This is a genomic window from Mesorhizobium sp. WSM4849 (assembly GCF_055811385.1).
Genome location: NZ_JBVVPW010000019.1, coordinates 39,836 through 53,777, shown reverse-complemented (window position 1 = coordinate 53,777; position 13,942 = coordinate 39,836). Strand labels below are relative to the sequence as shown.

General features: G+C 64.2%; 14 protein-coding genes. 7 read left to right on the top strand and 7 right to left on the bottom strand.

All coding sequences use genetic code 11. The annotated features are described in order from the left end of the window. Position 1 precedes the first annotated feature (1 nt). The 4 genes from AC0L3L_RS21595 to AC0L3L_RS21580 all read right to left on the bottom strand — a co-directional run bounded on the left by AC0L3L_RS21595 (position 2) and on the right by AC0L3L_RS21580 (position 5,140). A complete protein-coding gene (locus AC0L3L_RS21595; protein WP_473639046.1) occupies positions 2-418 on the bottom strand; it encodes a DUF4870 family protein in 417 nt (138 codons plus the stop codon). Further along, positions 415-1,671 (bottom strand): FAD-binding protein, encoded by a 1,257-nt coding sequence (locus AC0L3L_RS21590; RefSeq protein ID WP_473487142.1) that lies wholly within the window; start codon positions 1,669-1,671, stop codon positions 415-417. Before AC0L3L_RS21590 ends, AC0L3L_RS21595 begins: the two co-directional genes overlap by 4 nt. 239 nt (positions 1,672-1,910) lie before the next feature. Continuing rightward, positions 1,911-3,407, bottom strand: a complete 1,497-nt coding sequence (locus AC0L3L_RS21585; protein ID WP_473639045.1) for an FAD-linked oxidase C-terminal domain-containing protein — start codon at positions 3,405-3,407, stop codon at positions 1,911-1,913. A 410-nt stretch (positions 3,408-3,817) separates the two neighbouring features. Continuing rightward, the gene (locus AC0L3L_RS21580) at positions 3,818-5,140 is read right to left on the bottom strand and encodes a DUF3422 family protein (RefSeq protein ID WP_473487144.1); all 1,323 of its coding nucleotides are present in this window, start codon (positions 5,138-5,140) and stop codon (positions 3,818-3,820) included. A 197-nt stretch (positions 5,141-5,337) separates the two neighbouring features. Here AC0L3L_RS21580 and AC0L3L_RS21575 point away from each other — a divergent pair, with 197 nt between their 5' ends. The 3 genes from AC0L3L_RS21575 to AC0L3L_RS21565 are packed head-to-tail and all read left to right on the top strand — an operon-like array spanning position 5,338 to position 8,136. Further along, entirely contained in the window at positions 5,338-6,141 is an 804-nt protein-coding gene (locus tag AC0L3L_RS21575) for a FadR/GntR family transcriptional regulator (RefSeq protein ID WP_473487145.1), read from the top strand. 49 nt (positions 6,142-6,190) lie between these two features. After that, positions 6,191-7,327 (top strand): alpha-hydroxy acid oxidase, encoded by a 1,137-nt coding sequence (locus tag AC0L3L_RS21570; protein WP_473487146.1) that lies wholly within the window; start codon positions 6,191-6,193, stop codon positions 7,325-7,327. A gap of 35 nt (positions 7,328-7,362) precedes the next feature. After that, the gene (locus tag AC0L3L_RS21565) at positions 7,363-8,136 is read left to right on the top strand and encodes a metallophosphoesterase (RefSeq protein ID WP_473487198.1); all 774 of its coding nucleotides are present in this window, start codon (positions 7,363-7,365) and stop codon (positions 8,134-8,136) included. A 26-nt stretch (positions 8,137-8,162) separates the two neighbouring features. Here AC0L3L_RS21565 and AC0L3L_RS21560 read toward each other — a convergent pair whose 3' ends face one another. Next, entirely contained in the window at positions 8,163-8,294 is a 132-nt protein-coding gene (locus tag AC0L3L_RS21560) for a hypothetical protein (RefSeq protein ID WP_258124092.1), read from the bottom strand. A gap of 284 nt (positions 8,295-8,578) precedes the next feature. Beyond that, a complete protein-coding gene (locus tag AC0L3L_RS21555; protein ID WP_473639081.1) occupies positions 8,579-9,277 on the bottom strand; it encodes a type 1 glutamine amidotransferase in 699 nt (232 codons plus the stop codon). A gap of 87 nt (positions 9,278-9,364) precedes the next feature. On the opposite strand from AC0L3L_RS21555, the gene AC0L3L_RS21550 reads away from it, so the two are divergent. The 4 genes from AC0L3L_RS21550 to AC0L3L_RS21535 all read left to right on the top strand — a co-directional run bounded on the left by AC0L3L_RS21550 (position 9,365) and on the right by AC0L3L_RS21535 (position 13,413). Next, positions 9,365-10,027 (top strand): hypothetical protein, encoded by a 663-nt coding sequence (locus AC0L3L_RS21550; RefSeq protein WP_473487147.1) that lies wholly within the window; start codon positions 9,365-9,367, stop codon positions 10,025-10,027. A 31-nt stretch (positions 10,028-10,058) separates the two neighbouring features. After that, positions 10,059-10,793: a 16S rRNA (uracil(1498)-N(3))-methyltransferase gene (locus tag AC0L3L_RS21545; RefSeq protein ID WP_123146723.1), complete on the top strand. Its 735-nt coding sequence runs from the start codon at positions 10,059-10,061 to the stop codon at positions 10,791-10,793. A 203-nt stretch (positions 10,794-10,996) separates the two neighbouring features. Next, the gene (locus AC0L3L_RS21540; protein WP_473639044.1) at positions 10,997-12,370 is read left to right on the top strand and encodes a glutamate--cysteine ligase; all 1,374 of its coding nucleotides are present in this window, start codon (positions 10,997-10,999) and stop codon (positions 12,368-12,370) included. Between the two features lie 164 nt (positions 12,371-12,534). Beyond that, positions 12,535-13,413 carry a DUF937 domain-containing protein gene (locus tag AC0L3L_RS21535; protein ID WP_473528103.1) on the top strand — a complete coding sequence of 293 codons (879 nt, stop codon included), beginning with the start codon at positions 12,535-12,537 and terminating at the stop codon, positions 13,411-13,413. 166 nt (positions 13,414-13,579) lie between these two features. Here AC0L3L_RS21535 and AC0L3L_RS21530 read toward each other — a convergent pair whose 3' ends face one another. Then, complete coding sequence (locus AC0L3L_RS21530; RefSeq protein ID WP_095491361.1) at positions 13,580-13,870, bottom strand: DUF1127 domain-containing protein; 291 nt, start codon at positions 13,868-13,870, stop codon at positions 13,580-13,582. Between the last annotated feature and the right edge of the window lie 72 nt (positions 13,871-13,942).

Here is a 13,942-nt window from a genome sequence, read left to right as displayed (position 1 = left end):
TCTACAATCCGAGGAACCAACTTTCCGGGTCTTTGACCGCCTCGCCACGCTGCAGCGCCTGCAGGCCGAGAATGCAGCGGGCGATGAACCAGACGACGACGGCGAAAATCAGCACGACGCCTATCGCCACCATCATCAGCACAACCGAAATCAGCGCATAAAGCAGGCCGATCCAGAAAGTGCGGATCAGGAATGTGTAGTGGCTCTCGACGAAGCCGCCAGCCTTGCCGCGGTTGATATAGGTCAGAACGATGCCGACAATACCGGTGACGCCGATGACGAGGCTGGCGAGATAAACGATGTAGATGACCAGTGCGTTGGTCGAACCCGGCTCCAGCCAGCGGTCGGTCTGGCGCGGTGCGGGCTTTTTTGAATCAGCCGGGCCTGAATCAGCCGGGCCTGGATTGATGTCGCTCATGATGCTGCTCCCTCGGTTGCCGGGCCAAGAGTAGCAGAGCTTGCCGCCGCCGCCATACGGCCGGGATTGAGGATATTCTTGGGATCGAATTCGGCTTTGAGCCTGGCCGACAACGCTGCCAGTTGCGGCGCCTGCGGCTCGAACACCGGCACAGCGGCGCGATGCGAAGGGGCGGCGCGCACCAGCGTCGCATGGCCGCCGCCATACTGCCTCAGCAGTCCGCGCAGAAGATCGGCTTCGGGATCGCCATGCTCCATGCGCAGCCAGATCAGTCCGCCCTGCCAGTCATAAAAGGCATCGACGGCCGCCTGCATGCGCAGCGCCAGCACCATCTGGTGGCCTTGCGCCGGCGCCATCGACACGCGCCACACCGGCTTTTCGCTGCCGTCGGCAAACGGCGCACAATCGCGGATATCGAGCCAGACGGAGCGCGAGATCTCGCCCGAAATTTCCTTGAACGGCCCGGCTTTTCCGAGCAGGTCTTTCAGCGCGGCGATGCGGTAGGCAACAGACGGACCGAAGCCCTCGACGCGCAGCAATGTCGCCGCGGCGCTGCCGAGACTGCCGCCGGCGACCCGTGCGGCAACGCGTTCGGGAAGATGGGCAGCGCTCGACACTTCGGCGCTGGAGCCGAGCGCCAGCGCCATGGCGGCAGCGGCATGATCGTCAAGCAGGCCGCGCAAAGCGAGCGTGACTTCGGTCTCGGCTGATGGCAGCACCTTGAAGGTGACGTCGGTGAGGACGGCAAGCGTGCCCCAGCTGTTGGCCATGAACTTGGAGAGGTCGTAGCCGGTGACGTTCTTGACCACGCGACCGCCCGACTTGAACGCCTCGCCCCGACCCGAAACCGCTGCTATGCCAAGAATATGGTCGCGCGCCGACCCCGCCTTCAGCCGGCGCGGGCCGCAAAGGTTCGCAGCCAGCACGCCGCCGATCGTGCCTTTTCCCTTTTCGCCGCCGAGCAGCGGGCCATAGTCCAGCGGCTCGAAGGCCAGCTGCTGGCCGTTTTCGGCGAGCAGTCTTTCGATCTCGGCCAGCGGCGTGCCGGCCTTGGCCGACAGCACCAGTTCGGCCGGCTGGTAGAGCATGACACCGGAAAGTTTCGACAGATCGAGCGTGTGTTCGGTCTGCAGCGGACGGCCGATGCCGCGCTTGGAGCCATGGCCGATGATTTCGAGCGGCGATTCTTCCGCGGCAGCCCAGGCGACGGTGGCGAGGGTTTCGGCGGCGCTGGACGGGGTGAAGGTGGTCATGGGACCGACGCGCCATTTGCAAATTCGGGAACGCCGCGTTCCTTCGCGCCCCCCTCTGTCCTGCCCTCTTTGCCAAAACTTGGCATCTCCCCCTCAAGGGGGGAGATCAGATGTCGCGTCTGGCTTCGCCAATCTTCAACGTTGAAAGAAGGGTGAGGCGCGCGAGCTGCCAATCTCCCCCCTTGAGGGGGAGATGTCCGGCAGGACAGAGGGGGGTGTTCAAGCGCCAACGTACCCACTCAAAACCTCGGAATGTCCGGAAACGCCGTCTGGCCGCGATGCACGTGCATGCGTCCGAGCTCGGCGCAGCGCCGCAGCTGCGGAAACACCTTGCCCGGATTGAGCAGATGGTTGGGGTCGAAAGCGCATTTGACCCGCATCTGCTGGTCGAGGTCGATCTGGTTGAACATTTCCGGCATCAGGTCACGCTTCTCCACCCCCACGCCGTGCTCGCCGGTCAGCACGCCGCCGACCTTGACGCAGAGCCGCAAAATGTCGGCGCCGAAACTTTCCGCCTTGTCGAGCTCGCCCGGCACATTGGCGTCATAGAGGATGAGCGGATGCAGATTGCCGTCGCCGGCATGGAAAACATTGGCGACGCCGAGCCCGTATTTTTCGGAGAGTTCGCGCATGCCGTGCAGCACCCGCGGCAGTTCCTTGCGCGGGATGGTGCCGTCCATGCAGTAATAGTCTGGCGAAATGCGGCCGACCGCCGGAAAGGCAGCCTTGCGGCCGGCCCAGAAGCTCAGCCGCTCCTGCTCCGATTGCGAGATGCGGCATGTGGTCGAGCCGTTCCTATAGGCGATCGCCTCAACCAGGCCGATCAAATGATCGACCTCGACGCCCGGCCCGTCGAGTTCGACGATCAGCAGCGCCTCGACATCCATGGGATAGCCGACATGGACGAAATCCTCGGCCGCGTGGATCGCCGGGCGGTCCATCATCTCCATGCCGCCCGGGATGATGCCGGCGCCGATGATGTCGGCGACGCATTGGCCGCCCTGCTCGCTGGTCGGGAAGCCGATCAGCAGCGCGCGCGCCGTCTCCGGCTTCTTCAGTATGCGCACGGTGACCTCGGTGACGACGCCGAGCAGCCCTTCGGAACCGGTCATCACCCCGAGCAGGTCGTAGCCTTCCGCATCGAGATGCTTGCCGCCGAGCCGCACCACCTCGCCGTTCATCAGCACCATCTCGATGCCGAGCACATTATTGGCGGTGAGGCCGTATTTCAGGCAATGCACGCCGCCGGAATTCTCCGCGACATTGCCGCCGATCGAGCAGGCGATCTGGGAGGATGGATCGGGGGCGTAATAAAAGCCCTCCTGCTCGACGGCGGTGGTGATGCCGAGATTGGTGACGCCCGGCTGGGCGACGACGATGCGGTTGGGAAAATCGATCTCGAGAATGCGGTTGAACCTGCTCATCACCAGCAGCACGGCGTCTTCCAGCGGCAGCGCGCCGCCGGACAGAGAGGTGCCGGAACCGCGCGGCACAACGCGGATGTTGCGGTCGTTGCAATATTTCAGCACGCGCGAGACCTGCGCCACCGTTTCGGGCAGCACCACGACCAGCGGCAATTGCCGATAGGCGGTGAGGCCGTCGCTCTCGAAGGCGCGCATCGAATTGGTCGCGTCGACGACGCCCTCGCCGGGCACGATAATGCGCATATCGGCGACGATCTCGTCGCGCCGGCGCATCGTGGCGTCGTCTGGCTTCGGCATCAGCAGGCCGGACATCAACAGTCTCCTTCGATCGACTGGTAAAAATCTTTTACCAGCGGCAGGCGCCTGTTGCAAATCCTGCTTTGGCCGAAATCGGAGCCGACACCTGCACCGCCTTCCGCGGCGACAATCTGCCGCTGCAGTTTTACCCTCTCCCTTGTTTGGACCGGGACATCGCGAACAGGTGTGCGAGGACATCGCGAACAGTTTGGCGCGCTTTGCGCCGGGAGGTTCGAGATGCCATTCGAGGACACGAGCGCGATGTCCCGGTCCAAACACCCCCTTGTGGGGAGGGTCGCGAACGAAGTGAGCGGGTGGGGGTCGGCGAGAGGGACGCGCTTTATGAGCATCCCCACCCCGTTTCGCAAACTTCGCTTCGCTCAGCTTGCTCGCCGACCCTCCCCACAAGGGGGAGGGTAAGGCTTTTACTCCGCTGCCTGCTTGGCGGGTTCGGAGTGCAGGCGGCGCACACGGCGCACGCCCCACCAGACCAGCAGGATGGCGAGCGGCACCGAGGCGGCGGTGACGACCTCGGGCGCGAAGGCATGGCCGAAGATCGAGGCACCCTTGGCGACGTAGCCGATCAGGCCGACGACATAATAGGAGACGGCGGCGACCGAGAGCCCTTCCACCGTCTGCTGCAGCCGCAATTGCAGGCGGGCGCGATTGTTCATCGACGCCAGCAGATCGCGGTTCTGCTTCTCGACCTCGACGTCGACCCAGGTGCGCAGCAGCGTGGTGGCGCGGGTGAGCTTCGTCGACAGATTGGCCTGACGCTCCTCGACCGAACGGCAGGTGCGCATGGCTGGGGCGACGCGGCGCTGCAGGAATCCGCCCCAGGTGTCGTAACCGGGCACCGCCTCTTCTTCCAGCGCCTCCAGCCGTTCGCGGACGATGCCGTCATAGGCGCGGCTGGCGCCGAAGCGATAGAGGCTGGAGGCTGCATCGGCCTCCAGTTCGGCGGCAAGCTCGGTCAGGTCGGCAAGCAGCGTCTGGTTGTCGCGGGTTTCGGCGACTTTCATTTCCAGTGTGGTCTGTGCCAGCCTGTCCTCAATGCGGCGCGCGCGACCGGACAGCATCAGCGCCAGCGGCAGGCCAAGCATGGCCAGCGTGCGGTAGGTTTCGATATCGATCAGCCGTTGCGCCAGCGCGCCGGTGCGTGCCGGCGTCAGGCCGCGGTCGAGCACCAGCACGCGGGTCATGCCGTCACCGTCCTGGCGGAAATCGGTGACGATGGCGGCGTTGCCGCGCTCGACCAGCGAATAGCACAGGCTGGTCGGGTCGAAGCCGGCGATCAGCCTTTCGCTCGCCTGCGTCCATTTGCGGATTTCGAGTCTGATGCCGGAAATCACCGTTCCCGGCGGCGAAAACCCGTTGCCGAAAGGCGAACCTTCCTGGCGCTGGCCGCTCTCCGAGAGCGGTCCTTCCCACAGATAGGTGGAGAATTCCGTGTGCCGTTCCCAGCGCAGCGAGCCCTTGCCCCACTTCATCGCGTGGTGGCGGGCATGAGGGTCAGGCACGGCGATGCCGAGGCGCCGCGACAATTCGGAAAGCACGGCTTGGTCGACGCCGGACCCAGCTTCGGTCATGAACGAAAGCTGCACCAGCACGCGCGGTTTCTCGACCAGCGGATGCGGACGGGCGTGAACCTCGCCGAGCGCGCCAGGCCGTCCCTCATGCGCGGGAAAGCCCATGACGCTGCCCTCGACGCGCGGCTGAAATTCGAGATTGGACGGGTCATCTGCCACGGCTGGTCCCCCGGGCTCGGTGCACTCGCGTCCCTCTAGAGCCAATTGCCGGGGGACGCAAACGACAAGTTAGCCGAAAGCGATATGCCTCGACGGGGCTGGACCCGGCCAAGCGGGCGAATTGGATAAATAATTTGACCAGTTGCTGACGCTGGCTTTATCTTGCGCGTCACCGGTTCAATCCCCAGGCATCCCCGTTGAGCGACATTTTCTCCAGGATCGAGCATTCCCGCACCGCCGACGAGGTGGTGCAGCAGATCGAGAGTCTGATCCTCGAAGGCGTTCTGCGCACCGGCGACAGGCTGCCGGGAGAACGCGAGCTGGCGCGCCGGTTCGAGGTGTCGCGGCCGATCCTGCGCGATGCGCTGAAGGCGCTGGAGGGGCGCGGGCTTTTGACCACGCGGCCAGGCGGCGGCACCCATGTCGCCGACGTCATCGGCCAATTGTTCACCAAGCCGGTGACGGACCTGATATCCATGCACCGCAAGGCGGCGACCGACTATCTGGAATACCGCCGCGAGATCGAGGCGGTGGCGGCCGAGTATGCGGCGCGGCGCGTCACATCAGACGACCTGGCGCTGCTCGACCGCATCATGGCGCGCATGGACGAGGCGCACCGGACCGGCAATTTCGACGACGAGGCGGAAGTCGACGTCGAGTTCCACCACGCGATCTGCGAATGCGCGCACAACATCATCCTGTTGCACACGCTGCGCTCGTGCTACCGGCTGCTGTCGGAGGGCGTCTTCCAGAACCGGCTCCTGGTGTTCAACGTGCCGGGCGCGCGCGAAGCGCTGCTCTCGCAGCACCGGGCGATCTACGCGGCGGTGAAGGCCGGCGATCCGGCGGCCGCGCGGCAAGCGGCGATGGACCACATCACCCATGTCGAACGCACCATGGCCGAGGCCGAGCGCAGCGGCGACTGGCAACGTGTGTCGCGGCTGAGGCTGATGCAGCGCTCCGAAGCCGCCGACAGCGAGCCGGCAAGAAAACGCTCGTGAGAGCCGGCTAAGAATTACGACGAATTAACGAACAATCAGCGGGAAGCCCATGAGCATGATCCTTACCATCGCCGATCTCAAGGACCTGGCGCGCCGCCGCGTGCCGAAGATGTTCTTCGACTATGCCGATTCCGGTGGATGGACCGAAAGCACCTACCGGGCCAACGAGGAGGATTTCCAAAAGATCAAGTTCCGCCAGCGCGTGATGGTCGACATGAGCAACCGCTCGCTGGAATCGACCATGATCGGCGAGAAGGTGGCGATGCCGGTGGCGCTGGCGCCGACCGGCATGACCGGCATGCAGCACCCCGACGGCGAGATGCTGGCGGCGCAGGCGGCGGAGGAATTCGGCGTGCCGTTCACGCTGTCGACGATGAGCATCTGCTCGATCGAGGATGTTGCATCAGTGACCAAGAAGCCGTTCTGGTTCCAGCTCTATGTGCTGCGCGACAAGGATTTCGTCCTCAGTCTCATCGACAGGGCGAAGGCGGCGAAGTGCTCGGCGCTGGTGCTGACGCTCGACCTGCAGATCCTCGGCCAGCGCCATAAGGATATCCGCAACGGGCTTTCGGCGCCGCCGCGCTTCACGCCGAAACACATCTGGCAGATGGCGACCAGGCCGGGCTGGTGCATCGGCATGGTGGGGACCAAGCGCCGGACCTTCCGCAACATCGTCGGCCACGCCAAGGGCGTCGGCGACCTCACCTCGCTGTCGTCATGGACGACGGAGCAATTCGATCCGCATCTGTCGTGGAAGGACGTTGCCTGGATCAAGGAGCGCTGGGGCGGCAAGCTGATCCTGAAGGGCATCCTCGACAAGGAAGACGCGCTGATGGCAGCCAAGACCGGCGCCGACGCGATCATCGTCTCCAATCATGGCGGACGCCAGCTCGACGGTGCGCCGTCGTCGATCGAGGTGCTGGAAGAGATCGCCGACGCGGTCGGCGACACGATCGAGGTGCATATGGATGGCGGCATCCGCTCGGGCCAGGACGTTCTGAAGGCGCTGTGCCTCGGCGCCAAGGGCACCTATATCGGCCGGCCTTTCCTTTACGGCCTCGGCGCGCTAGGCAAGGAAGGGGTCACAAAAGCCTTGGAAATCATCCGCAAGGAGATGGACATAACGCTGGCACTGTGCGGAAAGCGTCTGGTAACCGACATGGGCAAGGATCAGCTTCGGCGTTAGACGCCCGTGACGGCATGATCACGGAGATGGACGCATTGACCACCCCCGGCATCCACTTTCTCGACGCGCGCGGACCGGAAGGCATGCGCATCTATGCGGTCGGCGACGTGCATGGCCGGCTCGACCTGCTCGCCGCCATGTACCGACGGATTGCGGTCGAGATCCGCCAGGCGCGGCCGGCCGACTGGCGTGTCATCCATCTCGGCGACTATGTCGACCGCGGCCCGGACTCCAAGGGCGTCATCGATTTCCTGATCGAAGTGCGAAAACGCGACCCGCGCCACCTGATGCTCGCCGGCAACCACGATATCGGCTTTCTCGACTTTCTCGATAGCCCTGATCCGGACGGGCTTTTCATACGCTATGGCGGCATCCAGACCGCGCAATCCTATGGCGTGGCGATCAATGAAGGCGGCGGCGCGTGGTTTGGCAGGTCCGAGGCGGCACTGCGGCAAGGCCATGCCGCGCTGGTCGAGGCCGTGCCGAAAAGCCATGTCGACTTCCTGCAGTCGCTGCCGTTTTCACTGACGTTCGGCGACTTCTTCTTCTGCCATGCCGGCATCCGGCCAGGCATTGCGCTGGAAAGTCAGAGCACGCAGGACCTGATCTGGATCCGCGATGTCTTCCACAACCATTCCGGCCTGCATCCGAAGATCGTGGTGCATGGCCACACGCCGGTGCCCGAGGCAGAAGTGATGGTCAACCGCGTCAATATCGACACGCTCGCCTACCAGACGGGGAACCTCAGCGCGCTCGTTGTCGACGGCGCCGACAAGCGTATCCTGGTGGTGTCAGGCGAGAAGGCTTAAAGCGCGTGGCGCTTCAAGGCTTTGTTTTAGCGAAGCGCGGCGGTGACGCCGTAGCCGTCGACGGCGTTGTGGTTGTTGGCTGCGTCGCCGGCGTAGGTGCCGAAGCCGCACAACACTATGGCCGACAACATGACAAAGGACAGAAGCGCTGCTTTCACGGACGTCATCTCTTGTTGAGCTTTCTGCATCTGTGCACGAGGCGGGTTACGAATGGGTTGAAACGGAAAATGCGTCTCAAGGTTTCGACGATTTCGCGCTTCTAGGCAGCTTCTGTATCGGCGGTGTGTCGCGCGAGTGACACAAAAGGTTCATCGCGTTGCACGGAAGATGCAGAGCGCGTGCCTTCTAAGGTGGCGGGCGGCCACAAGCCAAGGAGGAAACAAGCTGTCCACAGCGGATTTTTGCCGGCGTGCCAAATATGCAACGTCGGCACCGACAGCCGTCAGATCGTCGCCACCCAGGCGCGGGCGATGGCCAGCCCGGCGGCATCGGCATCCGCTCCGTTGCGGGCCATTTCGTCGTCGAGCCGGTCGCTCCAGTCTGGATGCCGTTCGGCAATGAGCGATGCGAAGGATGTGCTCCAGTCGCGGACCATCGGCCGGTCCGCCTCGAAATGGAACTGAAAGCCGTAGACGGCGCGGCCGATGCGAAACGCCTGGTTCTCGGCGATTTCGTTGCCGGCGAGCCGCACGGCATCTTCTGGCAGCACAAAGGTGTCGTCGTGCCACTCGAAGATGGGGAAATTTTCGGGCAGCGCGGCGAGCACCGGATCGGCCTTCGCCGCCTCAGTGAGCGAGACCTTGTGCCAGCCGAATTCCGAGGCGCCGCCGATCCGGTTCTCGCCGCCGAAGGCGCGAGCCACCAGCTGGCTGCCAAGGCAGATACCGAGCACGGCGCGATCCTTGCCGGCAAAATCGCGCGTCAGGTCGAGCAGTTCAGGAAAATACGGGCAAATCTCGTCGTCCAGCGCATTCTGGGTGCCGCCGAGCACGACCATGGCGTCGTGCCCAGTGCTGTCGTGCGGCAGCGCCTCGCCACAATAGGGCCGGCGCAGGTCGATATCGGCGCCCGCCTCGACAAGAGCTGCGCCGATCTGGCCAAGGCCCTCACTGTCGAAATTCTGGACCACCAGCACCCGCATCGACAAACCTGCTGACATGAAAATGATGCGACGAGCGATATCATGCTGCCGTCATTCCGGCCAAGATGCGTATTCGGGGAGAAAGCTATGCCACTGCAGAATCGGGTCGACCCGTTCGGCGTCATCCACGCCGTGCCGGAGCGCGGCCTGTTCATGGGCAATCGCGGCATCATCCATGACCCCGAAACGAAGACGCTGCTGAAAAAGCGCTGGGCGCTGCAGGCCTGGATCATCTGCGTCTGCGAATTCCGCGATGTACGGCGCGAGCCGATGGGCCGCAACAGGAATGGTGGCAAGGCCGGCTGGACCGAGCTGTTTTTCCTGGACGAGGTGACCGCGCTCTCGGCCGGGCATCGGCCTTGCTTCTTCTGCCGGCGCGACCGGGCCAGCGATTTCGTCCAGCGCTTCGGCATGGCCTTCGGCATTGCCGAGCCGCGTGCGCCGCAAGTCGACAAGCGCCTGCATAAGGAGCGGCTGGCGTCGGGTGGGCCGGCACCGGTCGTATCTGCAGAAGAGCTTGCCGGGTTGCCGGACGGCGCCATGGTTGCGGACGGCGGCAACGCCTACGCGATGCGCGGCGGCAAGGCACTGCGCTGGTCGTTCGCAGGCTATGGTGATCGCGTGGGGGGCGAACCGGTAGCGTTCGGCGGCTTCGCCGACCGCCCAATCCGCCTGCTCACGCCGACAACCACCGTTTCCGTGCTGAGGCAAGGCTACGAACCGGTCTGGCACGCGAGCGCTGAGGCTTGACGTCAAGGTTTGGCTCGCCCATTCCTCGGCGATGCGCGCCAATTACAAGATGCAGCGGCTGTTCGTGCCGGACGACCTCGGACCGGATATCGAGTTCGAGGCGAGCCCGCAGCATAGCCACTACCTGATGCATGTGCTGCGGCTCGGCGAAGGTGCCGAAGTCCTGTTGTTCAACGGCCGCGACGGCGAATGGTCGGCGGCGATCGCCGCCAAATCAAAAAAGGCGGTACGCCTGAAGGTGCTGGCCTTGCAGCGGCCGCAGCCGCCGCTGCCAGATCTCGTCTACTGCTTTGCGCCGATAAAGCAGGGTCGGCTCGATTATCTGGTGCAGAAGGCGGTCGAGATGGGCGCCGGCGTCCTGCAACCGGTCATCACCCAGCACACGCAAGTGGCAAAGCCCGGCATCGAACGCGTGCGTGCCAATGTCGTCGAGGCCGCCGAACAATGCGGCATCCTGGCGGTGCCGGACGTGCGCGAAGCGGAAAAATTCGAACGCCTGCTGGCCGGCTGGGACAAGGAGCGGCGGTTGATCTTCTGCGACGAGGATGCCTCCACCAACAATCCGCTGCCGGCGCTGCAAGCGCTACGGGAGAAGAAGTTCGGGCTGCTGGTCGGGCCCGAGGGCGGGTTTTCCGACGAGGAACGGAGGATGCTGAGGGCGCTGCCTTTCGTCACGGCCATTCCGCTCGGTCCGCGCATCCTGCGCGCCGACACGGCTGCGGTGGCGGCACTGGCGGTGATACAGGCGACGGTCGGGGATTGGTGATCAATTCCAATTACCCTGTGGCTCAGGATTTTTCGCTTGATCGCCTACTGACATTTCGTCCATCTAGCGCCGGCGGTCGTCCGGCCGCCTACAGCGCCGCGTGTCCTTTCGGACGCGCATAGGACGTTGTAGCACTTGGTTTGGCGCATGATCCCCAGCGAAAATCGATGCCGATTTTCGGGTCATGCGTCGGAGGGCTGTTCATGGCGCGCGACACAACCGATTTCCGGCCGATCGAAGGCGTCGACGAGCTTGTCGAGCATCTGGCTGAAGGCAACAAGCCGCGCGACAAATGGCGCATCGGCACCGAACACGAGAAATTCCCATTCTATGTCGACGGCAATGCGCCAGTGCCCTATGGCGGCGATCACGGCATCCGCGCCATTCTCGAAGGCATGCAGGAAACACTCGGCTGGGATCCGATCATGGATGCCGGACGCATTATCGGCCTGGTCGAGCCGACCGGCCAGGGCGCGATCTCGCTGGAGCCCGGCGGCCAGTTCGAATTGTCCGGCGCGCCGCTGGAGACGATCCACCAGACCTGCCGCGAGGGCAATGCGCATCTGGCGCAGGTGCGCGAGATCGCCGAGCCGATGGGCATCCGTTTCCTCGGCCTCGGCGGCAGCCCGAAATGGTCGCTGGCCGAGACGCCGAAAATGCCGAAATCGCGCTACGAGATCATGACGCGCTACATGCCCAAGGTCGGCACCAAAGGCCTCGACATGATGTACCGCACCTGCACCATCCAGGTGAATCTCGACTTCGAGAGCGAGGCCGACATGCGCCGCAAGATGCAGGTGTCGCTGAAGCTGCAGCCGCTGTCGACGGCGCTGTTCGCCAACTCGCCGTTCACCGAGGGCCGGCCCAACGGATTTCAGAGCTGGCGCGGCGACATCTGGCGCGACACCGACAACCAGCGCTCGGGCCTGCTCGACTTCTGCTTCTCGCCCGATTTCGGCTTCGCCGACTATGTCGAATGGGCGCTCGACGTGCCCATGTACTTCGTCATCCGCGACAGCCAGTACCACGACATGACGCACGTCACCTTCCGCCAGTTCATGGCAGGTGCGGCCCTCAACGAGATCCCCGACGGGCTGCCGACGATGGGCGATTGGGCGAACCATCTGTCGACGCTGTTTCCCGACGTGCGATTGAAGCGCTTCCTTGAAATGCGCGGCGCCGATGGCGGACCGTGGCGGCGCATCTGCGCGCTGCCGGCCTTCTGGGTCGGGCTGCTCTATGACGCGGCGGCGCTCGACGCGGCCGAGGCGCTGACCTCGAGCTGGACCTATGAAGAAGTGCTGGCGATGCGCAACGCCGTGCCGGAACAGGGCATTTCGGCGCCGTTCCGCAACACGACGCTGCGCGAGATCGCCCGCGACGTGCTCGTCATCTCGCGCATGGGGCTGAAGAACCGCGGCCGCAAGAACCGCGACGGCTACGACGAAACGTCGTTCCTCAGCACGCTGGACGAAGTCGTCGCACGCGGCACCACCAGCGCCGAGGAGCTGCTCTCCGCCTATCATACCCGCTGGGGCGGCTCGATCGAGCCGGTGTTCATGGAATATGCGTATTAACCGTTATGGAAGCGAATAAGGGCGCCGCGCGTCCGTTTGGACCCGCGAAGGACGCTCTAGGTCTCTTTGAGCCTACGCATCGGTGCTTTTCCGAAAATCGATTCCGATTTTCGGGCCGATGCGATAGGCTCGCTCCTACGAGAATTTCCCCGAGGAGAAAACCAATGCCTTCCTTGTTCGACATTCTGGCGCAGGCGCAGAACGGCAATGGCATGCTGGCCCTGGCCCAACAGTTCGGGCTTTCGCAGCAGCAAGCGCAATCGGCGGTCGAGGCGCTGCTGCCGGCCTTTTCACAGGGGCTGAAGCGCAGCACCTCCGATCCTTACGGGCTCGGCGCGTTCATGACGGCAATGGCCAGCGGCCAGCACGCCAAATATTTCGAGGACGCAAGCCGGGCCTTCTCGCCGCAGGGCGTCGATGAAGGCAACGGCATTCTTGGCCATCTGTTCGGCTCAAAAGAGCTGTCCCGCGCCGTTGCCAGCCAGGCTGCGCAGGCGAGCGGCGTCAGCCAGCAGGTCCTGCAGCAGATGCTGCCGGCCGTGGCTTCGATGATGATGGGCGGACTGTTCAAGCAGACCACAAATCAGATGCAGGCAGCAGGCGGATTCGGCGGCGGCGGCAATCCGCTCGGCGAGATCATCGAGCAGATGATGCGGCAAGCTGGCGGCGGCGCACAGGCGCCGGCACCACAGCAGCGCCAGGGGCCGCAGCCCGGCCCGATGGACAATCCGTTCGGCAAGGTGCTGCAGGACATGTTCGGCGGCGCGCAGCAGCCGCAGCAGGCACCCAATCCCTATGGCGACAATCCGCTCGGCAAGGTGCTGCAGGATATGTTCGGCGGCGGCGCGCAACAGCCGCAGCGCGAAGCGCCGCAGCAGCGCGAAGCGCCGCAGCCACAGGCCAATCCGAGCGGCAGGCCACGCAATCCGTTCGATGATTTGTTCGGCAAGATGTTCGAGGCGGGCGCGCAGCAGCGTGACGATTACCAGAAGGGCATGGAATCGATCTTCGATCAGTTCAAGCGAGGCATGGATCGGCGCTAAACCGACGAGGCGGCCGCAATCTGATCTTGAGCGTCGCCCAAAGAAAAATGCCCGATCCTTGGGAGGACCGGGCAGTGTGCAGGCGGGCCGGCGGGGAACCGGCAGGGAGTGGGAGCCTGCGAAATCCTATAGCGCCGCGCACCCCAAGGGCACGCAACCATCGCGATCAGGTCACTTTGCGGGCAAGATCCTCGATCGTGTCTACGCGATCGGCCGCGATGACGCGAAGCCTCTCGGTTGGATCGCGGCCGAACGGCACCTCGATGGCGACGTGGAGATCGGCGCGCGTCAAGCCGATGTCGGCAAGTTCGGCATCCGACATCTCGCCAAGGCGATAGAAGGCGCGGCGGTTTTTCCAGGCGCGGTAGACGTTGGAGATGGTGTTGACCACGCGCGTCGCAATAGCCGGACGCGACGTGATGCGCGAGGTCTCGGTGGCGAAATCAAACGTAGCCATGTCAGTCTCCTTCAGTCGAACGGACGAAGACGGGCGATCGGCGCTGGTAAGCGGCCGTTCCGGTCCCGATTC